The sequence below is a fragment of the Streptomyces sp. NPDC048001 genome (genome assembly GCF_043203115.1).
In the GTDB taxonomy this organism is placed as follows: domain Bacteria; phylum Actinomycetota; class Actinomycetes; order Streptomycetales; family Streptomycetaceae; genus Streptomyces; species Streptomyces sanyensis.
The window spans coordinates 201,233-223,053 of the sequence record NZ_JBIDBN010000003.1 but is presented as its reverse complement, the minus strand read 5'-3'; the positions used below and the strand labels follow the sequence as shown (position 1 = coordinate 223,053).

The following is a 21,821-nucleotide window of genomic DNA, read 5'->3' as shown; positions in this document are numbered from 1 at the left end:
CGCACCCGCACCGGCCCGTCAGGCCCCCTGCCCCCCGCCGACCAGCAGTTCGCGGTAGAGGTCCGCGTACGCCTCGGCCGCGCGCTCGGGCGCGAAGCGCTCCTCCACCACGGCCCGCCCCCGCTCCGCGAGGTGCTCCCACCACCAGGGGCGGTCCAGCAGCTCGCGCAGCAGGTGCCCGGTGCGGTGCGGGTCCGCGACGGGGCCGCGCAGCACGGTGTCGTGCAGTGCGGCGAACTGCGGCAGGTCGCTGAGGATCACGGGCCGCCCGGTGGCCAGCGCCTGGAGCACCGGCGCCGGGACGTCCGCCCGGCCCACCAGGGCCCGCGGCACGTACAGCAGCACGTCGGCGGCGGCCAGCAGCCCGGGCATGTCGCTGATGCGGCGCAGCACCTCCATGTCGAGCAGCCCCTCGCGCGCGGCGATCGCACGCAGGGCGTCCTCGTCCGGGCGTCCGGCGTGCCCGCCGCCCCCCTGGCCGTTCGCCACCAGCACCAGCTGGAACCGCGCCCCCGCCCGGGCCGCCACCCCGGCCGCCAGCAGGGCCTCCTCCGCGCCTCCGTCGCCCAGTGCCAGCACCATCGGAGGGGTGCGCCGCGCCCTCGGTCTCGGCGGCCAGGGGCCGAGCCGGAGGACCGGGCCGACCACGTCCACCGGCCCGAAGCCGGCCGCGGCCAGCACCTGGGCCGTCGCCCCGGACATGGCCACCGTCCGCCCGAGCGGGCGCGCTCCCCACAGGTGCGCGGGATCGACCACCGACGGCACGGTGTGCAGCACCGGGCGCCGGGCGGCGAGGCGGGGCCACAGCCGCGAGAAGGTGGCGAAGCCGCTGCCCACCGGGATCACCGCGTGCACCAGGTCCACACGGTGCGAGGCCGCGGCCCCCACGGCCGCGACCTGCGCCCACAGGGGCCGCGACAGCGGCCGTCCGCGGGTCACGACGGGCAGGGCCCGCCCCCCGGCGGCCCGCCCCGGCGCGGACGTCCCGCTCGTGCCCCACCAGCGCCGCAGCCACAGGTACTCCGCGTACGGCATGGCGCGCACCAGGCCCCGCGCCAGGTCCGAGGCGGGGCCCTCCGGCCCGTCCAGGGGCTCGCCCGTCAGGATCAGGACGCGCGGCACGCGCGGATCAGCGGCCATGGCCCGCCCCCTCGGCCCGCCGCGCGGGGCAGGGGTGGCGCGGGGGAGCGGGCCGCCGGGGAGCGGGTGCCCCGCCCGCGCCGTGCGCACCGCGCCCCGAAGGCCGTACGCCCGGGAGGGCGTCGCGCCCGCCGCCAGGCCCTCCGCCGCCGTCGGAGTCCTCCCGGCCCCGGGCACCGGGGGAGCGGGCCGCCAGGGAGCGGCTGCGCCGCCGACGGGGAGCCGCACACCGGCGGCGGACCCGGGGCAGGGGAGCGGCGACCGCGCGCGCGACGCGGTCGGACGCCCGGCGCGCGGGGTGCGCGGCGCGTGCCGGGCGTCCGGGGGCCCCGCCCGGAGCAGGAGCGGACGGAGCCGGGGAGGCAGGCCAGTCCGTCACCCGGCGGAGCGGGTGCGGTGCGGGGGACAGCGCACGGCGGCCGGCCTGCTGACGTCTCACGGGCACCACTCCCGTCGCGGCGCGCCGCCGCGGTGGCCGGTCGGTCCGGCGACCGGGCGCACGACCCGGAGGCCGCCTCGTCCGAAAGGACGGCCTTAGCACAGGATAGCCACTCAGTCAATGAAATGTCCTCCCCGCGGGCGAGCGGGCGAGCGGGCGAGCGGGCGGACGGCGAACGGCGGCCGCGGCGACGGTCCGCGGGCCCGGCGGCCCCACGGGGCACGGGGCCTCTCGTCCCGGGCCGGGGATCCGGGCGAAAGCCCGCCCGGATCCGCCCGGCGCGCCCGCGGCCCGGGCGTCCGCGAAGGGCCCCCCGCACCGGTGCGGACTAGACTCTCGCTATGGCCGGGCGAATCGAGGACTACGCCCTGATCGGTGACCGCGAGACGGCCGCCCTCGTCGGCAGGGACGGCGCCATCGACTGGATGTGCGCCCCCCGCTTCGACTCACCCGCCTGCTTCGCCGCGCTCCTCGGCGACGCCGGCAACGGCAGCTGGTGGATCGGGCCGGCCGACCACCGCCCCGGCAACCGCCGCGCGTACCGCGGCGACTCCCTCGTCCTCGACACCGTCTGGGAGACGGCGAAGGGCGCGGTCAGGCTCACCGACTTCATGCCCTCCCGGGGCTCCGGGCCCCTCGTGGTGCGGATCGCCGAGGGGCTGTCCGGCCGCGTCGAGATGGGCACGGAGCTGCGCCTGCGCTTCGACAGCGGCCGGGTGGTCCCGTGGACCTGGACGGCCGACGCCCGCACCGTCGCCGCCGTCGCGGGCCCCGACTCGGCCTATCTGCGCCATCCCCCCGGCCTGAGCGTGCAGGCCGCCAAGCAGTGCGTCTCCTCCCGCTTCACGCTGCCCGCAGGGGAGCGCCTCGCGTTCGTCCTCGGCTGGAGCCCCTCCCATCTCGGCCCCGACCTGGGCGCGGACCCCGACGCCTCGCTCGCCCGCACCCTGGAGCACTGGCGGGCCTTCGCCGCCAACTGCCGCTACCAGGGCCCGTTCCGGGAGGCCGTGATGCGCTCCCTGATCACCCTCAAGGCCCTGACCTACGCCCCCACCGGCGGCATCGTGGCCGCCGTCACCAGCTCCCTGCCCGAGGCGGTGGGGGAGGGCCGCAACTGGGACTACCGGTACTGCTGGCTGCGCGACTCCGCCCTCACCCTCTCCTGCCTGCTGCGCAGCGGCTACCGGGAGGAGGCGGTGGCCTGGAAGGACTGGCTGCTGCGCGCGATCGCCGGCGAACCCGCCGACCTCCAGCCGGTCTACGGGGTCGGCGGCCAGCGCCGCCTCCCCGAGAGCACGGCCGACTGGCTCTCCGGCTACGAGGGCTCGGTGCCGGTGCGCTTCGGCAACGCGGCCGTCGGCCAGCTCCAGCTGGACGTCTACGGCGAGGTCGTCAACACGGTCTACTCGGCGATGCGGGCCGAGGTGCCCATCGGCCGCCCCGTCTGGTCGCTGCTCGCCTCCTTCATGGAGTACCTGGAGAAGCACTGGACCGAGCCCGACGCCGGGTTCTGGGAGGTCCGGGGCCCGCGCCGCCACTTCGTCCACTCCAAGGTGATGTCCTGGGTGGCCGCCGACCGCGCGCTGCGCATGGCGCGCGTCGCGGGGCTGCGCGGCCACACCGACCGGTGGCGGGCCATGCGCCGGGAGATCCGCGCCGAGGTGTGCCGCCTGGGCTGGGACGACGAGCGGTCCACCTTCGTCCAGGCCTACGGCTCCCGCGCCGTCGACGCGTCGGCCCTGCTCCTGCCCCGCCTGGGCTTCCTGCGCGCCGACGACCCCCGGCTGCTCGGCACGGTCGAGGCGGTCCGCCTGCTGGAGCGGGACGGGTTCCTCCGCCGCTACGCACCGGGAGCCGACGGCGTCCGGGGGGTGGACGGGCTGCCGGGCGACGAGGGCACCTTCCTGGCCTGCTCGCTGTGGTTCGCCGACGCCCTGGCCCTCACCGGCCGCCACCACGAGGCACGCGAGGTGTTCGAACGCGTGCTGGACGTCCGCAACGACGTGGGCCTGCTCTCCGAGGAGTGGGATCCGGCGGAGCACCGCCAACTCGGCAACACCCCCCAGGCGTTCAGCCATGTCGCGCTCGTGAACGCGGCCTTCGCCCTGCACGGCACCCGGGGGCCCGCCCGGCGCCCCGCGCGGCCCGGCGGCTGAGCCGCCCGGCCCGCCGGGGCCGGCCACCACCGACACCCCGCACCTCCGACCGACGGGAGCGCCCATGGAAGCACGGAGCAGGACACGACCGCGCCGCCGCGCCAGGGCGGCCGCCGCCTGCGCGGCCGGGCTCCTCCTCGCCGGCCTCACCGGGTGCACCGGCACCGCGCCCGACCCCGGCGCGCCCTCGGCCTCGCAGGGGACCTCCCACTTCACCGGCCTGGCCGCTCCCAACGGCCCCGTCCTCGCGGTGAAGATCGACAATGTGCGTCCCGCCCGCCCCCACACCGGTCTGGACGCCGCGGACCTCGTCTACGTCGAGCAGGTCGAGGCGGGGCTGACGCGCCTCCTCGCCGTCTACTCCTCGCGGCTCCCGCCGAGCATCGGCCCGGTCCGCAGCGCCCGCGAGTCCGACCTCGAACTCCTGCGCCAGTTCGGCCGCCCCGCCCTGGCCTACTCGGGTGCCCGCTCCGCGCTCCTGCCCGTGATCGAGGCCGCCCCGATCGCCGCCGTGACCCCCGCCGACGCCCCGGGGGCCTACGTCCGCGCGGACGACCGCCCCGCCCCGCACAACCTCTACCTCCGCCCCCGCCAGGCCCTCGACGCCGCGGAGCGGGTCGACGACGCCCGCGACATCGGGCTGCGCTTCGGCCCGCCGACGGGCACCGGCCGCGCCTCGCCCGAGCACACGGTGCGCTACCCGGCCGCCCGCTACACCTTCACCTGGTCGCCCGACCGCGGCGGCTGGCAGATCGCCATGGACGGCACCGCGGCGGCCACCGCGGACGGCACGGTCCTCGCCCCTGCCACGGTCGTGGTCCAGTACACCGAGATCCGGCCCTCGCGTTTCGCCGACCGCTCCGGCAGCACCACGCCGTACACCGAGACGGTCGGATCGGGCCGGGCCCTGGTGCTGCGCGACGGACGGGCCTTCGACGCGCGGTGGGAGCGTCCCACCGCCGAGGCCGGGACGCGGTTCACGACCCCCTCGGGCGAGCCGGCCGACTTCGCGCGCGGCCAGGTGTGGATCCTGCTCGCCCCCCGGTGACGCAGGCCGCCCGCCCCCGCCCCGCGGCGCCGGTTCCCGCACGGCCGACCGGGCCGTCCCGCCGTGCGGAACCGGCCGTGATGTGATGGCGTGGGGGCGGCGCGGGCGGTGGACGGAGGTGGCCGGGTGGCCCTGTTCCGCAAGGACCTCGGCGGCCGGGTGGCCCGGTTGCGCACCGGCGTCGGCGCTCGCACGAACCGGTTGCGCCGCGGCGGCGCCGACCATCGGCCGGGGCCCGCGGACCGGGCCGTCGACGCCTTCGGCTCCGCCCTCGACGAGCAGACCGTCGCCGAGGAACTCGCCGCCTTCGCCTGCCCCGGGCACTGCGACTCGGCCGCCGTCCACCTGCTGACCGGCGAGCGCGCCGACGGGCCGGACGCGCCCCTGCGACGCGTCGCCGAGCGGGGCGCGGCAGCCCACCTGGCCCTCCACACCGAGGCCGCCGCCCGCTTCCTGGCCGCCCCCGGCGGGCCGCACCGCGCGAGGGCCGCCACCCTGCGCTCCGGCGGCACCCAGGTCACCTGCCTGGCCGAGCCCCTGACGGCCCGCGGCCAGGTCCGCGGCGTCCTCACGGCCGTCCGCCAGGGGCGTTCCTTCACCCGGGAGCAGACCGCCGCACTGCACCACGCGGCCCGGCTCGCGGCCCTCCTCCTCGGCCACGCCCGGGCCCACGCCTCGACCCGCGACACCGCCCTGGACCTGCAGCGGGCGCTGCTGGCCGAACCGGGGCGCCCGCACCCCAACCTGGACATCGCCACCCGCTACCTGCCCGCCGGCGGCGGGGCGCTGGTGGGCGGCGACTGGTTCGAGACGGTGCGCCTGCACTACGGACGCACCCTGCTGGTCGTCGGGGACGTCATGGGGCACGGACTGGACGCCGCCGTGGACATGAACGCCTACCGCTCCGCGCTGCGCCATGTCGCGGCGGCCGACCTCCCGCCGCACCGCGTGCTGCGCCAGCTCGACACCATGGCCGCCCGCTCCCCCGAGCGGCGCCCGGCCACCTGCCTGCTGGTGCGCGTCGACCCGGCCCGGGGGACCGCGGCCTTCGCCAGCGCGGGGCACCTGCCGCCGGTGCTGTTCGCCGCCGACGGCCGGGCCGAACTCGTCGCGGTGCCCGTCGGCCCGCCCCTGGGCACCGGCATCGGCGGGTACGAGGTGCTCACCCGCGCCGTGGCCGGGGCCGAGACCCTGCTGCTGTTCACCGACGGACTGGTGGAGCGGCGCGGCGTGGACATCGACGCCTCGCTCGCCCACCTCTCCGGCCGCTGGCTGCCACCGGGCACCGGGGCGGAGGCGCTGCTGGACGCCGTGGTCGACCGCTGCGGGGCCACCCGGGCGGAGGACGACGTCGCCGTGCTCGCCGCCCGGGTCCGCGACCGTCCGGCCGGCGGGGACAGGGCGCCGGCCGGCGGCTGAGCCCGCGGGCCGGGCCGCCTGGGACCCGATGCCGGGGCGGGGCGCCGGCCCCGCCCCGCCCGCCCCCGGCCCGGCGGCCGTCCGGCCCAAGTCGGGCCCCGGCGAACGCGGTTGAACGCGGGGCGTGTGCGAGCGGCGACGCCGGGCGTGGGTATGCTGCGGGCGCGGTGAGCGGGTCCCGGAGGGCGGGTCGCGGGTCCCTTCGCTTCCTTCCCCGCCGATTCACTGGAGGCTTTGGTGTCCACTTCATTCCCCGACGCAACGGGTACGCCGGGCTCCGTCCCCCCGCCGGGCTGCCCCGCCCACGCCCACGGCCCCGCGGGCACGGGCACCCGCCGCCTGTTCGGCCCGGAGGCGGACTCCCCCTACGCCCTGTACGAGGTGCTGCGCCGCGAGCACGGCCCGGTCGCACCCGTCCTGCTGCCCGGCGACGTACCCGCCTGGTTCGTGCTCGGCCACCGCGAGAACCTCGAAGTCATGCGGTCGCCCTCGCAGTTCTCCTGCGACTCGCGCATATGGAACGTGCAACTCCAGGCGGACTCCCCGCTGCTGCCGATCACCGCGTGGCAGCCGCTGCTCGTCTTCGCCGACGGCGAGGAGCACGCGCGCCTGCGGGCCGCCGTCCGCGACAGCCTCGCCCGCTTCAACCGGCACGGCATCCGCCGCTACGTGGTGCGCTACACCCACCAGCTGATCGACGCCTTCGCCGGCAACGGCCGCGCCGACCTCGTCGCGGAGTTCGCCGAGCGGCTGCCCGTGCTGGTGCTGGCCCGCCAGTTCGGTGTGCCCGAGCAGGACGCCCTCCCCCTCGGGGCCGCCGTCCGCGACATGGTCAAGGGCACCGAGACGGCCGTGCAGAGCAACCAGTTCGTGGTCTCCGTCATGGCCGACCTGGTACGCCGCAAGAAGGAGGAGCCGGGCGACGACTTCACCAGCTGGCTCATCGCCCACGAGTCCGCACTCACGGACGACGAGGTCATGGAGCACCTGCGCCACGCGATGGTGGCGGCCAACGAGAACACCACCAACCTGATCGCCAACACCCTGCGGATGATCCTCACCGACCGCCGCTTCAGGGCGAGCCTGTCCGGCGGCTCGATGACCCTGCCCGACGCCCTCGACCAGGTCATGTGGGACGCCCCGCCGCTGGCCGTCGGCGCCTGCCGCTGGGCCACCGGCGCCACCCGCCTCGGCGACCAGCAGATCAAGCCCGGGGACCTGGTGCTGCTGGGCCTGGCCGCGGGCAACGTCGACCCGGAGATCCGCCCGGACCTCGCCGCGCCCGTGCACGGCAACCGCTCCCACCTGGCCTTCAGCAGCGGGCCGCACGAGTGCCCCGGCCAGGACATCGGCCGCGCCATCGCCGACACCGGCATCGACACCCTGCTCGCCCGGCTCCCCGACCTCCGCCTCGCGGTCCCCGAGACCGAGCTGCACGTGACCGCGTCGCTCGTCTCCAGCCGGCTGAACAACCTGCCGGCCGCCTTCACCCCCCGCCGCCCCGCGCGCGACACCGACACCGGGGCGGTCCCCGTCGCCCAGGTCCCCGTCGCCTCCGCCGGGCGCCCGCTGCCCGCGGCCGCGCCCGCCCCGGCCCCGGTGCCCGCCGCCGCGGCGGCCGGCACCGAGCGGGCCTCCTGGTGGGAGCGGCTCGTGCGCCGCTGACCGCCGGACGCGGCGGCGGGCCGTCCCCGCCGCCGCGGCGCGGCTCAGCCCGCCGGGACGGCCCCGTCCGCGCCCCGCCCGGCCAGGTGCACCGGCAGCGTCCGGAAGCCCTGCAGCGCGATGGACGACAGCCGCTGCGCCCCCGGAGCGGCCGCAAGCTCCGGCCAGCGGCCGAACAGGGTCCGCAGGGCCACCTCCGTCTCCAGCCGCGCCAGTCGGGCCCCCAGGCAGTAGTGCGCACCGAAGCCGAACGCGGCGTGGTCGCGGACCGTGGACCGGGTGTGGTCGAACCGCTCCGGGTCCTCGTGGCGGCCCGGGTCCCGGCCCGCGGCGAAGAGGCTGGCGATCACCGGCTCGCCCCGGGCCACCCGCACCCCGGCGATCTCCGTGTCCCGCAGGGCGTAGCGCATCAGCGCGTGGGGGACGGGCGAGGAGAAGCGCAGCCCCTCGTCCGCCGCCGCCGCCCATCTGCCCGGATCCTCGGACTCCAGCAGCCGGGCGAGCGCCTGCCGGTCCTCCAGCAGCGCGTGGACGGTGTTGGTGATGCCGTTGATCGTCGTCTCGTGCCCCGCGATCAGGACCAGGAACAGCGTCTCGACCAGCTCCTGCTCCGTGAGCCGGTCCTCCTCGTCGCGCGCCTGGATCAGCGCCGTGGTCAGATCCTCGCCCGGCGCCGCCCGCTTCGCGGCCACCAGGGTGCCCAGCGAGGCGTGGATGTCCGCCACCGCCGTGCGGATGTCGCCCGCCGCCCCCGGCGTCACCAGCCGCTCGAAGCGGTCCCGCAGCTCCGCCACCGCGGAGTCCGGGACGCCGAGCACCTCGCAGATCACCCGCACCGGCAGCGGATAGGCGAACTGCTCCCGCAGGTCCAGCGTCCTCGCGCCGGAGGCCTCCGCGGCGTCCAGCAGCTCCTCCGCGATCGCCTCGATCCGCGGACGCAGCGCCTCGATCGGCGCCCGGGTGAACGCCGCGCTCGCCAGACTCCGCAGCCGCCGGTGCTCCGCACCCCCCTGATGGAGCATCGCCGCCCCGCGGACCAGTGCGATCAGCTCCCAGTCGTCCGGTATCCGGCCCTCGGCCAGATCGGGCCAGTGCGCGGCGTCCTTGGTCAGGTCCTCGTGGCCCATCACCCGCTGCGCGGTGCCCAGATCGGTCGCCGTCCACGCCGCCACCCCGCCCGGCAGCTCCACCGCCACCAGCGGGCCCAGCTGGCGCAACTCCCTTGCCTGCGCCGCCGGATCGGCTTCGGGATCCAGCACGAAGAGGGTGCGCTGCTTCAGTTCCACAAACACTCCACAGGTGAGACACGGTCGGTCCCGGGCAGCCTAATCCGGCCACACGGGCGATCACAGAGGGCGAGGGACCCGGCGGCCGGTGAGGTCTCCGCCCGGGGCATGACACCGCCTCGTCGCGGGCACCCGCAGGCCACGGACACGCGCGCCGCCCACCGCGCGCTGCGGCGCACCTCTCGCCGCTGCGCAGGCAGGGATCGGCCTGCTGGCGGAGAATCGTCGTGGCGCGGCCCGTCCCCGGGGCCCGTCCGGCGACGGGACCACCCGCCGGAGCCGGGGAGGTCACCGCGGCCGGCGCGGAGAACCGACCGTCGCAGAAGGGACGGAAAGACCGTGGCACGACCGAAGATCCTTGTGGTGGGCGCCGGCTTCGCCGGGGTCGAGTGCGTACGCCGACTGGAACGCGAGCTCTCGGCATCCGAAGCGGAGATCGTGCTGGTCACGCCGTTCTCGTACCAGCTGTACCTGCCACTGCTGCCCCAGGTCGCGGCCGGGGTCCTCACCCCCCAGTCGGTGGCCCTCTCGCTGCGCCGCAGCCGCCGCCACCGCACCCGCATCATCCCCGGCGGCGCGATCGGCGTGGACACCGCGGCGAAGGTGTGCGTGATCCGCGACATCACCGGCGACACCGTCGCCCAGCGCTACGACTTCCTGGTGCTGGCGCCCGGCAGCGTCACCCGCACCTTCGACATCCCCGGGCTCGCGGAGCAGGGGCGGGGGATGAAGACCCTGGCCGAGGCGGTGTACATCCGCGACCACGTCATCGCCCAGCTCGATCTGGCCGATGCCAGCCACGACGAGGCCGAGCGCGCCTCCCGCCTCCAGTTCGTCGTCGTCGGCGGCGGCTACGCGGGCACCGAGACGGCCGCCTGCCTCCAGCGCCTGACGGCCGGTGCCGTCAGGCGCTACCCGCGGCTCGACCCCGGGGAGATCACCTGGCACCTGGTGGACATCGCACCGCGGCTCATGCCCGAACTGGGGGAGCGGCTCGGGGACGTGGCGCTCGGCATCCTGCGCCGCCGCGGGATCCAGGTGTCCCTCGGTGTCTCCGTGGCCGAGGCCGGGCCGGAGAAGGTCACGCTCACCGACGGCCGGGTGCTGCCGTGCCGCACGCTCATCTGGACCGCGGGCGTGGCCGCCAGCCCGCTCGTCGCCACCCTGGGGACCGAGACCGCCAGGGGCCGCCTGGTGGTGCGGCCCGACCTCACCGTCCCCGGGGTGGGCGGGGTGTTCGCGCTGGGCGACGCGGCCGCCGTGCCGGACCTCGCCAAGGGCGGGGACGCCGTCTGCCCGCCCACGGCCCAGCACGCGAGCCGCCAGGGCCGCAGGGCCGCGGCCAACGTCGTCGCCGTCCTGCGGGGGGCCCCGCTGCGCCCCTACACCCACAAGGACCTCGGGCTCGTGGTCGACCTCGGGGGCAAGGACGCGGTCTCCAAGCCCCTCGGCATCGAACTGCGGGGGCTGCCGGCCCAGGCGGTCGCCCGCGGCTACCACTGGAGCGCACTGCGGACCAACGTCGCCAAGATCCGTGTGATGACCAACTGGCTCCTCAACGCGGTCGCGGGCGACGACTTCGTGCGCACCGGCTTCCTGGCCCGCAGGCCGGCCACGCTGCGGGACGCCGAGTTCGTCGACGCCTATCTGACGCCCGAGCAGGTCCGGGAGCACACCGCCTCGCTGCGGGCCGGTCTCGACGGACCGCCCACCGGATGACCCGGACCCCGGCCGCGCGCCCGGCGCGGTGGCGCGAACCGCCGCGCGCGGGGCACGCCCGCCGGGGCGGGGCCGGGCCGTGAAGGGGCGTGCGGAGTGCTCCGCCGCGGCACCCCGGGTGCGGCGGCGGAGCACGGCGTGCGCGGGGGCGCCCGCGCACGCCCGCCGGGCCGCCGGGCCTCCCCGGCCGCCCCGTCCGCAACACCGGGGGCGGGCCGCGGTGCCGCGCCGCACACGGCACGGCCGTCCGCTCCCGTGCCCCGGTCGGCGTGAACTTCCTCGTCCCCACCCGTGTCCCCCCGCACCTCTCGCCAGTTGAACGGGGCATGAAGAAGCGCAGCCTCCTCGCCGTCATGTCCCTCGCCACCGGTGCGGTGATCGCCGCCGTCAGCCCGCCGCCCGCCGCCCAGACCGGCTCCCTGGACGAGGCCCGTCACACGGGGGACACCCTCAGCCGCGTGGACGACGCCACGGGTGACATCGAGGAGACCGTGCACACGGCCGTGCACGCCGCCACCGACCGCCTCGCCTGAGCACGCCTCCCGCAGCGCACGGGCGCTCCGGGCCGGGGCCGGCCGGGGCTCACCCCGTCCGGCGCCCCACGGCCAGCAGGTACTCCCAGTCCATCGCCCCGGACCCCGAAGGGTCCCCGTGGTGGCGTGCGAGGTCCGCCAGTTCGCGGTCGAGGGCGGCCGTGCGGCCGGGGTCGTCGGCGACACCCCGGTAGACCGCGATCGCCGGGCCGTAGCGGGTGGCGAAGTAGTCCCGGAAGGCCTCGGGGGTGGCGAAACTCTCCACCCGCAGCATCTCCCTGCGCATGCCGAGTTCGGAGACGCCCTCGCCGAGCAGTTCCCGGACATACGCCTCGTCACCCCACAGCGGAGGGGGCTGCGCGCCCGGCGGGGGCGTGGGGGCATAGGGCTTCATCACCGCGAACATCCGTCCGATGAACCCCTGCGGCGTCCAGTTGATCAGCCCGATCGTCCCGCCGGGGCGGCAGACCCTCAGCAGCTCCGCGGCGGTCGCCTCGTGGTGCGGCGCGAACATGACCCCGACGCACGACATGACCGTGTCGAAGGCCGCGTCGGGAAACGGGAGCTGCTCGGCGTCGGCCTCCCGCCAGTCCAGCCGCACCCCGCTCTCCTCGGCCGCCTGCCGCCCCCTCTCCAGCAGTGCGGGGGTGAGGTCGGTGGCCACGACCTCGGCCCCGGCCAGGGCAGCCGGGATCGCGGCGTTCCCCGCACCGGCCGCCACGTCCAGCACCCGCTGGCCCGCGCCGATCCCGCAGGCGTCGACCAGCCTGCGGCCCAGCGCGGGGATCAGCTCGGAGGCCAGCGCGGCGTAGTCCCCGAGCGCCCACATCGCGCGGTGTCTGCTCTTCAGGGCACGGTCGGCCTCGGCCGCGCCGATCGCCTCGGTCATCGGGACTCCTTCGGGACACCCCGCCCCGCGGCGGCCCGGCGGGCCGCCGCGGGGCGGGGTTCGTGCGGATGGTCCGTCCCGCCCCTCCCCACCAGGGTAGGAGCCGTGCGCACGGCCCCCAACAGGGGCCACGCAGCGCTCACGCCCCACCACGCACCGCCTCCGCCGTGCCCGGCAGGCGCCCCCGGCCCGTAGGGTGGCCGCGATGCGGCGGACAGGACGGTCAGGAGAGCGGACGTGACGGACGGCGGGGCACCGCGGAGGGCGGACGGAGGCGGGGAGCGCCTGGTCTACGGGTGCATGGGGCTCGGCGGCAGCTGGGGACCGGAGCCCTACGGCGCGGACGACGTCGCCGTGGCGGAGGCGGCCGTCGAGGCCGCCCTGGAGATCGGCGTCACCACCTTCGACCACGCCGACATCTACCGGCACGGCAAGTCCGAGGCCGTGTTCGGGGAGGTGCTCGCCCGCGCCCCGGGGCTGCGGGACCGGCTCACGCTCCAGACCAAGTGCGGCATCCGCCTCGCGGACGGGGGGCGTCCGGGCGTCTACGACCTGCGCGGGCGGACCATCGCCCACCGTGTCGAGGAGAGCCTGGCGCGGCTGCGCACCGATCACGTCGACGTCCTGCTGCTGCACCGGCCCGACCCCCTCGCCGACCCGGACGACGTCGCCGAGGCCCTTGCGGGTCTGCACCGGCAGGGGCTGGTGAGGCGGTTCGGCGTCTCCAACATGTCCGCCGCCCAGATCGAGTCGCTGCGCTCACGTCTGGACCTCCCGCTCACGGTCAACCAGCTGGAGCTGAGCCTGCACCGGCGGGACTGGCTGGAGGCCGGGGTGCTCGTGAACACGCCCGCCGCCACGGCGCTCGGCTTCCCGCCGGGGACGCTGGAGTACTGCCGGGACAGCGGTGTGCGGCTGCAGGCCTGGGGAGCCCTCGCCCAGGGCCGCTACACGGGAGGGGAGTCGACACCCGAGGAGGCGGCGACGGCACGGCTCGTCGCCGAACTCGCCCGCGCCAAGGGCACGACGCCCGAGACGGTGCTGCTGTGGTGGCTGCAGCGGCACCCGGCGGGTATCGCCCCGGTGGTGGGCAGCACCCGCCCGGAGCGCATCAGGGCCTGCGCCGACGCCCTCGGGCGCGGGCCGGAACTCGACCACGAGGAGTGGTACGCGATCTGGCTGAGCGCCCGGGGCGGGCCGCTGCCCTGACCGCCGGGGAGCCGTTCGCCGGAGCGGGCGCTGGTCCCGTGTGCGGACGAGGAGCCGCCGATCCGGGCGCCGGACCGGTCCCGGCCGGTGCCGCCGATGCGGCCCGGGGAACCCGAGCGGGCGGGCCACGACGACGTCCGCGCCGGCACCACCACGCTGTTCGCGGCCTTCGACGCGGCCACCGGCACGGTGACCGGGACCCCGCACCGCCGGCACCGCGCCGAGGAGTGCGGGAAGCTCCTGACCAAGCCCGACGGGGAGCTCCCCGCCGGACTCCGGGCCCATCTGGCCACCCTAGGACCGGGCCGCCGCCAGCCAGCCGATCACACGGTCCACCGCGCCGAAGTCGAGCCGTGCGATGTCCGCCACCGCCGCGTGGTCGGCCGGGGTGAGCCGCACCCCTGCCGCGTCCAGGGCGCAGTGCAGCAGGACCCGGTGCACCTCGGCCGGTGCCAGCGTCCGGCCCGGACCCGGGGCGGGCCCGGGCACCGTGAGGGGCAGCGGCGGCGTCCCGCCGCCCTCCTCCCGTACGGAGTCCCCGCCCCCGCTGCCCGGGAGCCGTCGCCCGCCCGGCGGCTGACGCCACCTCATGCCGGTCCGTCCGGGCCGAGGACCACGTGCAGCCGCTGCAGCGCCCTGCGCCGGAGGGCCTTGACCGCCCCCGGGCTCCGCCCGCCCAGCGCCTGCCCGATCCGGTCGTTGGGCCATCCGCCCCAGTACTGCAGGAGCAGCACCGTGCGGTGACGCTGCGGCAGCGAGGCCACCGCGATCCGCACCGGCTCGCGGGCGAGCCCGCCGAGGGCGCTCTCCTCCGCCGAGGCGGCGGTGGCACAGGAGAACGCCCTGCTGTCCGCGACCAGCACCTCCCGGCGCACCCGCGACGAGCGGTAGTGGTCGATGACGAGGTTGCGGGCGATGGCGCAGAACCAGGCCCCGATGTCGGCTCCGCCGGGGGAGTAGCGTCCGATCGCGCCGAGCGCCCGCACGAAGGTGTCGCTGGTGAGGTCCTCGGCGAGATGGGTGTCGTGCACCCGGGAGCGCACGAAGCCCAGGACCTCCTGGCGGTAGGCACCGTACAGCGCGGCGAACGCCTCCTCGTCGCCCTCCCGCGCGTGCTGGACGGCCGATGCGGGCGCTGACCGGGGCGTTCTTCGGATAACCTGCTGGTTCAAGGCCTTCCCCAATTCTGGTTGCGGGGCGGTCGAGAAGGGGTCGCCGGGTCGCATCCGGCGGCCCCGCTTCGGTGCCCGGGTCTCCGGGACACCCGACCGGTGGGGTGTCGGCAGGGGCCGGCCCGGCGTCCGATCCGCTGTCCGCCGGGGGCCGGGGCTTCGGAGGCCCCGGCCATGCGCCGCCCCTGCCTGACTGCGGACCAAATTGTCTGAATCTCATGGCCTATGCCCCGGGAAAGCGTCATTCGTTATCCGATGGATACTTTGGGTCCGGCGTACGCCCGGCGCACCCGCTGTTCGTCGACAGGGGTACGGAGTCCTTCGCACCGCCGCGCGGCGGACGGCCCGGCGCGACCGCAGGGGCGTCGCGCCGGGACGGCCCCGATCCGGGGAACTCCCCGATCCACGACGCCGTGGTGCGGTCCTGGCGGGCTGCCCCGGCCCGTACCGGGTGCCCGACCCCTGCCCCCGCCCGTACCGGGTGCCCGACCCGCCGGTACGGCCCCCGGGAGGAGCGGGTCCGCCGCGGCGCCCGCGTGCGCCCCGCGCACGGCAGCCCGTTCCCGCGCCCCTGAAGGGTGAGGCGGGGGCGCGGGTGTCCGGCCAGGGGCGGGTGACGGTCCGCCACCACCAGGGCGGCCGGTGCCCGCACGGGCGATGCCGCCCGCGGCCGGAGGGCCGGGGGCGGCATCGTCGGGGTGCGGCCGGGGCCGTACCCCCCGTCAGCGACGGGCCAGCTGGCGCTCCCCGCTCGGGCCCGGCTCGTACGGCAGCCCGTAGTGGGTGAAGACCGCCTCCTCGTCCTGTGCGGGCAGGACGTCGTCGGTGCCCATGCTCGGGGCGTCCTTGACCTGGTTCTTGGAGTACGCGACCCGGATGTACCCCGGGCCGGCGACGGCGTCGAGCAGCGGCACGAAGGTCAGGCGGCGCCGGGTGGGCAACCCCATGGCCACGGTGATCACGGTCGGTTCGTCACTCCTGGTGTCGACGTAGACGGCCTCCAAGGTGCCGATCTTCTTGCCCTCCTCGTCCACGACCTCCTGGTTGCGCCACTCGCGGATGTCAGCGCTTCGGACCACGGTCTCTCTCCTTGCCCTCGCCGCCGCACCCGGGCCGGGGCTGCCGACCGGGAAGGGCGCGGATGCCCGCGCAGCGGGCCTGGACTCCCATCGTGCCCGCACTGTCCGGCGACGCGCGCGCTGTAGGCACCTGTGCGGAGTGCTCCGGGGGCGGCGGGGCCGGCACGCTGCGGGGGACGGCGGCGCCCCGCGCCGCGGCGCCCGCCGGGCCGACCGGGCGGGTCAGCCGGTGCCGCGGGCCTGCCGGAAGCGGGCCAGGCCGTCCTCCAGCGCCACCACGGGGTCGGGGTAGTCCAGCCTCCCCCGCACGTCGCTGGGCAGGCGCCACGGCGTGTGCACCGCGCTCCCCTCGACCTCCGCGAGCTCCGGCACCCAGCGGCGGACGTACTCCCCCCGCGGGTCGTACCGGCGGGCCTGCGCCAGCGGGTTCAGCACCCGGTTCGGGCGGGTGTCCGTCCCGGTCCCGGCCACCCACTGCCAGTTCAGCTGGTTGTTCGCCACGTCCCCGTCCACCAGGTGGTCGAGGAAGTGGCGCGCCCCGATGCGCCAGTCCACGTACAGGGTCTTGGCGAGGAAGGACGCGGCGAGCAGCCTTCCCCGGTTGTGCATCCACCCCTCGTGCAGCAGCTGCCGCATCGCCGCGTCGACCACCGGGTAGCCGGTGCGGCCCTCCTTCCAGGCGCTGATCTCGTCCGCCGCCTCCCGCTCGCCGCGCCATCGGTCCCGGCGGTCCCGGTAGTCCGCGGACGACGCCGCCGGCCGGGCGGCGAGCACCTGGTGGTGGAAGTCGCGCCAGCACAGCTGCCGTACGAAGGCGTCCGCCCCCGCGCCCCCGTGCTCCCGGGCCCGGTGCACCAGCTCGCCGACGGAGACCGCGCCGAAGTGGAGGAAGGGCGACAGCCGCGAGGTCGCGTCCCCGGGCAGGTCGTCGTGGCGGTCCTCGTAGGCGTCGAGGTCCCGCCGCTTCCAGGTGAGGAAGCGCTCCCGGCCCTCGCTCTCCCCGCCGGCCGGCACCCCCGGGGCGACCCCCTCCACCGCCTTCCGGGCGGGCACCTCCTCGGAGGCGGTGGACGCGGGGACCCGCACGCGGCGAGGGGCCCCCAGCGGTGCCCGCAGCCTCTCGCGCGACCAGCGCCGGAAGTACGGGGTGAACACGGCGAAATGGTCGGACCCCGCGGGCAGCACGGCCCCCGGCGGCACGGCCGTCACCGAGCCTTCGTGCACCCGCAGTTCCGCCCCCGCCCCCGCCGTCGCCGCCCGCAGCCGCTCCTCGCGGTGCACCGCGTAGGCGCTGACCCCGGCGGCCATGTGCACCTCGCGCGCGCCGGTCTCCGACACGACCCGCGCCACCTCCCGGGGCGTATCGCCCGAACGGACGACCAGGCGGCCACCGCGCTCCCGCAACCCCGCGTCCAGGTCGGTGAGGCAGTCGGCGAGGAACGCCGCCCGGTTGGGTGCACCGAAGCCCGCGGCCTCGATGCCCCGGTCCCGGACGAACAGCGGGACGACGTCGTCGGCGGCGTCCAGCGCGGCCCTCAGCACGGGGTTGTCCCGCACCCTCAGATCGGAGGTGAACAGGACGATCGCGACGCTCATGGCGCGGCTCCTCGGCAAGCGGGGTGGGGGCGGTACACGGTGGGTTCGGCGCCCGCCGCCCGATCGGATGCGCCGGGGCGGCCCGCCGCACCCCCCCCGCCCGGCGCGTGCGCGGGCGAGCCGCGCGGGGGCGCTTCCCCCGGGAGGGCCCGGCCCGGGCCGGGTGCCGTCAGTACGCGGTGGACACGGCCGCCATGTCGGCCGAGGCGTAGCCCTGCTCCGACGCCGCGGCGAAGCGCGCGCGCACCGCGTCGAGGAGGGTGCTGTCGGTATGCGAACCGTCCATGGCCTCCTTGACCAGGTCGAGGTCCTTGAGCAGGGTGGCGATCCCGAAGGACGGCGTCCAGTCCTCGTTGATCATCGCCTCCCCCTTGAGCCGCACATAGGGGGCGTCGACCGCGGATCCCGCGACCGCGTCCAGGAAGTCCTGCGGCTCCAGGCCGAGCCGCCTGGCCAGGGCGAGCGACTGCGCGACCCCGCTCACCAGGGTCGCGGCCCAGGCGTTGGCCGCGAGCTTCAGACGGCTGGCCGCCCCGTAGGCCTCGCCCGCCCACTGGGTGCGGGTCCCGATGGCCGCGAGCACCGGCGCCACGGCCTCGCGCAGCTCCGACGGGCCCGACACGAGGACCGTCAGCTCGCCCTGCTCGGCCGGGCCGCGGGTGCCGAGCACCGGAGCGTCCAGCGTCCGCAGCCCGTGCCGCGAGGCGAGTTCGGCGAGCCTCCGGGCGCCGTCGACCCCCACCGTCGTGCACTGGAGCCACACCGCGTCCCCGGCGACGGCATCCGCGCAGGCCGACATCACGGCCGCCACGGACTCCGCGTCGAAGAGCGTCGTGACCACGGTCCCGGCGCCCGCCACGGCCTGCCCGGGTGTCGCGGCGACGAGGGCGCCTTCCCCGGCCAGCGGACGGGCCCGCTCGGCGCTGCGGTTCCACACCGCGACGTCGAGTCCGGCCCGCAGCAGGCTGCGGGCCATGCCGCTGCCCATCATGCCGGTTCCGAGGACGGCCACGCGTGGGGTCATGGTGGAGGCAACTCCCGTCGGGGATCGGCGAAGTGCGCACCGCGAAGGGGCCCGGCGCGCGCCGTGGGCCCCGACACGTCGTCGGACGCCGGGTCAGACTACGGGCTGTCCCGCCGTAGACCGTGGATCAGCGCGCGGCGGCGGGACGCGGTGCCACCGGGCCTCCTCGACGGTCGTTCCCGTACCCGGTGCACGGTCCACGGTGGCCGCCCGGCCGCGTGCGCCCGCCGGGGAGCACGGGACGGGCCGTGCCCGCCCCCGTGTCCGCCGAGGCGGATCAGGCCCGCACCACCCGCGGCCCGAGCGCCGCGTACCGCCGGGCCTCGGACACGGGTAGCCCGGTGTCCGTGACGACCGCCTCCAGGTCCGCCACCTCGCCGAAGCGGCACAGCCGCACCACCCCGAACACGGCGTGCGCCCCGACGAGGATCCGCCGCCCGGCGCTGCGCAGCGCCTGCGCCCGCACCTCGCCCACCGCGGGATCGGCCGTGGTCAGCCCGAAGTCGCAGGAGACGCCGTCGGCCCCGACAAAGGCCAGGTCCACGGCGACGCCCGCCAGCATCCGCACCGTCCAGGCGTCCGCGGCCGCCGTGCCGGGGGCCCGGACCCGGCCCCCGAGCAGCAGTACGGTGGTGTGCGCGGCCCCGGCCAGCAGCGCCGCCACCGAAGGCGAGGCGGTCACCACCGTCAGCGCCCGGTCCTGCGGCAGCGCCTCGGCCACCAGGCAGGCCACCGGGCCCTCGTCGACGAACACGGTCTCCGACACGCCCAGCAGCCGCGCGGCGGCCAGGGCGATCCGCGGCGCCTGCGGCGGCGCGGGCGGGCCCTGCCACGGGGGAGGCCCCGCGGCAGGGCCCGCCCGCGCCACGGCGCCCCCGTGGGTGCGCCGCACCAGACCGTCGTCCTCCAGGGCCTTCAGGTCGCGCCGCACCGTCTCGCGGGACACGCCGAAGAGCCCGGCCAGCACGTCGACCCGCACCAGCCCCTCCCGTCGCACCGCCGCCAGGACGGCCCGGCGGCGCTCCCCGGCCCCGGCGGGCCGGGCCGCGCGGCCGTCACCCGCCTGACCCGGGAGGCGCCCGGTGCCGGGGAGCGGCCGCTCCCCGCCCCTCACGGGCCCACCCGGCGCGCGGCGGTGGACGCGGCCCTGGCCGTCTCCCTCCGGGTCCCGGCGGTGTGCCGGAGCCCCGGGACAGGCACGGCGGGACCGGGGCGGGGGCGGGGGCGCCCGTGGTGCCGGGCTCGGCTCAGGTGCATCGGCGGCGTGCCCCCGTCGCGGTCGCAGGGAAGGTCGGGCACCGCCACCCTCCCCCCGCCCGCGCCCGGCTACGCGCCCGGTCACCCGCGGCGGTGACTCGTCGGATCATGCGCCCGCAGAGGCCCGCCCGGGCCGGGGCTCCCTCCCGCGCCCCGGCGCGGAGCCGCCGCGGCGCACGGCCAGCAGGGCCACGTCGTCGATCCGGTCCGGGGCCTCGCGCCCCGCCAGGAAGTCCACCAGGGCGTCCAGGTCCTCGCCGCGACCGCGGGCCCCGGCACGCCACCGGCGCAGGTCCTCCGCCATGCCGCGCACGCAGGTGTCGATGTCGGCGTCGCGCCGCTCGACCAGGCCGTCGGTGAACAGCAGCAGGACGTCCCGGCCGCCCAGCACGTCCGCGGTCGTCGGATACACCGCCCCCGGGTCCACACCGAGCGGCAGGCCCCCGTCGAGCCGCAGTTCCTCCACCGCCCCCGGCCCCACCCGCACCGGGTGCGGGTGCCCGGCTCGCGCCCCGCGCAGCACTCCGCCGGCGGGGGAGAGCACCAGGTAGGCGCAGGTGGCGAAGCGGTCCGTGTCCAGGTCGCAGAGCACCCGGTTGACCTGCCCCAGCACCGCGCCCGGAGCCAGACCCGGCTCCGCGCAGGCGCGCAGCGCCACCCGCAGCCGGCCCATCACCGCCGAGGCGTGGGCGTCGTGCCCCTGGACGTCCCCGATCACCAGGGCCGCGGTGCCGTCCCCGAGGGCCGGCGCGTCGTACCAGTCGCCGCCGATCTGCATCCCCTGCTGGAGGTCGGTCGCCCGCTGGAGTTGCGTGTCGAACAGCCGTGCCCGCTCCAGGCTCTGCGCGAGGATGACCGCCACGGCCGTGTAGAAGGTGCGCTCCTCCGCGCCGAAGCGGCGGGGCCCGGCGAAGGGGATCAGACAGGCCCCGGGGGCCCGGTCCACCGGACCGAGTGAGAGCACCGCCCACGCCCGCGGCGGCAGCGCCCCCGCGGCGGCCGCGCCCCAGGGGCCCGACAGGTCCTCGACGAACAGCGGCCGCTCCCGGACGGCCGCCCCGGCCATCGCCTCGTGCGCCGCGGCGCGCAGCCGACGCGGCCCGGGCGCGACACGGCTCCCTCCCACGATCTGCAGCCGACCGCCCTCCACCACTCCCAGGACCAGGTTCTCCGCCCCCAGCGCCGGGCGCGCCAGATCCGTCATTACCCGTGTCACGTCCGCGACCGTCACCGCCCGCGACAGGGCCCGGGTCAGCGTGTGGAGGAACGCGTCCCGCGCCCCGCCCGTGCGCGGCGCCGCCTCCGGCGCGCCGTCCCCGTCCCCGGACTCGTACACCAGCCCCAGGGCACGCACCGGGCGCCCCCGCTCGTCCGGCACCACCCGCCCGAGCTCCGTCAGGCGGTGCACACTGCCGTCCCCGTGCACCACGCGGTAGCCGATCCGGTAGGCACCGGCGGCTCCGTCCGCGCGCACCGTCCCCGCCGCCGAGGCGGTGACCTCGGCGATCGCGCCCTGGACCGGGGGCACGTCGTCCGGGTGCAGACGCCGGAAGAACGTCTCCCCGCTCCCGTCGAAGGCGCCGGGGTCCACCCCGAAGACGGTGCAGGTCCGCTCGTCCCGGTACACGTCGTCCGCCGTCAGGTCCCAGGCGAAGACACCCGCCCGCGCCGCCTCCATCGCGTCCGCCGGCGGCCCCCGCACGGAGTGCGCCCGCAGGGCGGGCGCGCAGCAGTCCGCCACCAGGTCCAGCCCGCCGCCCCCGCGGCCCGGGGGGCCGGAGGGGTGCGCGGCCGTCCCGCGGGCGGTCCCGCCCGGGACGGCCTCGACGGCGAGCGCACCGAGCCGCTCACCCCCCGACTCCAGCGGGACCAGCAGCACCGAGCGCCCCCCGTACCCGGCGACCGCGCGCCGCCCGCCGCGGACCACCGCCCGCACCTCGGCCTCCGGCACCTCGGCGCCGTGCTCCGCGTCGCCTCCGGCCCGGTACGCGTCGAGGGCGTCGCCGCGCCGCACATAGAGCGTCTTGCGCCCGGGCGGCACCGCCCGGGCGCCCGCGGCGGCCAGCGCCTCGAGCACGGCGCCCGGGCTCTCGCAGCGGACCAGCCGCGCGAGCAGCGCGGCCCCCTCGGCCCCTCGGCCCCCTCGGCCATGAGGCGGACACCTTCCGGGACGGCGACGGCGGTGCGGAC

At 77.4% G+C, this 21,821-nt stretch carries 17 protein-coding genes; 7 read left to right on the top strand and 10 right to left on the bottom strand.

Annotated features, from left to right (window positions below; translation table 11 throughout):
* Positions 1-18: 18 nt before the first annotated feature.
* A complete protein-coding gene (locus ACGF15_RS07560; protein WP_392797147.1) occupies positions 19-1,140 on the bottom strand; it encodes a glycosyltransferase in 1,122 nt (373 codons plus the stop codon).
* A 780-nt stretch (positions 1,141-1,920) separates the two neighbouring features.
* Between ACGF15_RS07560 and ACGF15_RS07555 the strand changes: the two genes are divergently transcribed.
* The 4 genes from ACGF15_RS07555 (at position 1,921) to ACGF15_RS07540 (ending at position 7,867) form a co-directional block, all read left to right on the top strand.
* Positions 1,921-3,735 (top strand): glycoside hydrolase family 15 protein, encoded by a 1,815-nt coding sequence (locus ACGF15_RS07555; RefSeq protein WP_362613761.1) that lies wholly within the window; start codon positions 1,921-1,923, stop codon positions 3,733-3,735.
* A gap of 64 nt (positions 3,736-3,799) precedes the next feature.
* Positions 3,800-4,783, top strand: a complete 984-nt coding sequence (locus tag ACGF15_RS07550) for a DUF3048 domain-containing protein (protein ID WP_345615319.1) — start codon at positions 3,800-3,802, stop codon at positions 4,781-4,783.
* 126 nt (positions 4,784-4,909) lie between these two features.
* Entirely contained in the window at positions 4,910-6,202 is a 1,293-nt protein-coding gene (locus ACGF15_RS07545; RefSeq protein WP_392797146.1) for a PP2C family protein-serine/threonine phosphatase, read from the top strand.
* A gap of 237 nt (positions 6,203-6,439) precedes the next feature.
* The gene (locus ACGF15_RS07540; RefSeq protein ID WP_345615317.1) at positions 6,440-7,867 is read left to right on the top strand and encodes a cytochrome P450; all 1,428 of its coding nucleotides are present in this window, start codon (positions 6,440-6,442) and stop codon (positions 7,865-7,867) included.
* A gap of 44 nt (positions 7,868-7,911) precedes the next feature.
* On the opposite strand, the gene ACGF15_RS07535 is transcribed toward ACGF15_RS07540, so the two are convergent.
* A complete protein-coding gene (locus tag ACGF15_RS07535) occupies positions 7,912-9,153 on the bottom strand; it encodes a cytochrome P450 (protein ID WP_392797145.1) in 1,242 nt (413 codons plus the stop codon).
* Positions 9,154-9,492: 339 nt separating this feature from the next.
* Between ACGF15_RS07535 and ACGF15_RS07530 the strand changes: the two genes are divergently transcribed.
* Positions 9,493-10,872, top strand: a complete 1,380-nt coding sequence (locus ACGF15_RS07530; protein WP_345615315.1) for an NAD(P)/FAD-dependent oxidoreductase — start codon at positions 9,493-9,495, stop codon at positions 10,870-10,872.
* A 326-nt stretch (positions 10,873-11,198) separates the two neighbouring features.
* Complete coding sequence (locus ACGF15_RS07525) at positions 11,199-11,405, top strand: hypothetical protein (protein ID WP_345615314.1); 207 nt, start codon at positions 11,199-11,201, stop codon at positions 11,403-11,405.
* A gap of 49 nt (positions 11,406-11,454) precedes the next feature.
* On the opposite strand, the gene ACGF15_RS07520 is transcribed toward ACGF15_RS07525, so the two are convergent.
* Positions 11,455-12,294 (bottom strand): methyltransferase domain-containing protein, encoded by an 840-nt coding sequence (locus tag ACGF15_RS07520; protein WP_362615730.1) that lies wholly within the window; start codon positions 12,292-12,294, stop codon positions 11,455-11,457.
* 237 nt (positions 12,295-12,531) lie between these two features.
* On the opposite strand from ACGF15_RS07520, the gene ACGF15_RS07515 reads away from it, so the two are divergent.
* Entirely contained in the window at positions 12,532-13,503 is a 972-nt protein-coding gene (locus tag ACGF15_RS07515; protein ID WP_345615312.1) for an aldo/keto reductase, read from the top strand.
* A gap of 294 nt (positions 13,504-13,797) precedes the next feature.
* Here the strand turns inward: ACGF15_RS07515 and ACGF15_RS07510 are convergent, their stop codons facing one another.
* The 7 genes from ACGF15_RS07510 to ACGF15_RS07480 all read right to left on the bottom strand — a co-directional run bounded on the left by ACGF15_RS07510 (position 13,798) and on the right by ACGF15_RS07480 (position 21,708).
* Entirely contained in the window at positions 13,798-14,094 is a 297-nt protein-coding gene (locus tag ACGF15_RS07510; protein WP_345615310.1) for a hypothetical protein, read from the bottom strand.
* Entirely contained in the window at positions 14,091-14,675 is a 585-nt protein-coding gene (locus ACGF15_RS07505; RefSeq protein WP_345615309.1) for an RNA polymerase sigma factor, read from the bottom strand. Before ACGF15_RS07505 ends, ACGF15_RS07510 begins: the two co-directional genes overlap by 4 nt.
* 722 nt (positions 14,676-15,397) lie before the next feature.
* Entirely contained in the window at positions 15,398-15,754 is a 357-nt protein-coding gene (locus ACGF15_RS07500) for a PRC-barrel domain-containing protein (protein WP_345615308.1), read from the bottom strand.
* Positions 15,755-15,976: 222 nt separating this feature from the next.
* Positions 15,977-17,350, bottom strand: a complete 1,374-nt coding sequence (locus ACGF15_RS07495; RefSeq protein ID WP_392797144.1) for a cryptochrome/photolyase family protein — start codon at positions 17,348-17,350, stop codon at positions 15,977-15,979.
* 169 nt (positions 17,351-17,519) lie between these two features.
* Positions 17,520-18,374 (bottom strand): NAD(P)-dependent oxidoreductase, encoded by an 855-nt coding sequence (locus tag ACGF15_RS07490; RefSeq protein ID WP_345615306.1) that lies wholly within the window; start codon positions 18,372-18,374, stop codon positions 17,520-17,522.
* 277 nt (positions 18,375-18,651) lie between these two features.
* Positions 18,652-19,371: a DeoR/GlpR family DNA-binding transcription regulator gene (locus ACGF15_RS07485; protein ID WP_392797143.1), complete on the bottom strand. Its 720-nt coding sequence runs from the start codon at positions 19,369-19,371 to the stop codon at positions 18,652-18,654.
* 366 nt (positions 19,372-19,737) lie between these two features.
* Entirely contained in the window at positions 19,738-21,708 is a 1,971-nt protein-coding gene (locus ACGF15_RS07480; protein WP_392797142.1) for a SpoIIE family protein phosphatase, read from the bottom strand.
* Between the last annotated feature and the right edge of the window lie 113 nt (positions 21,709-21,821).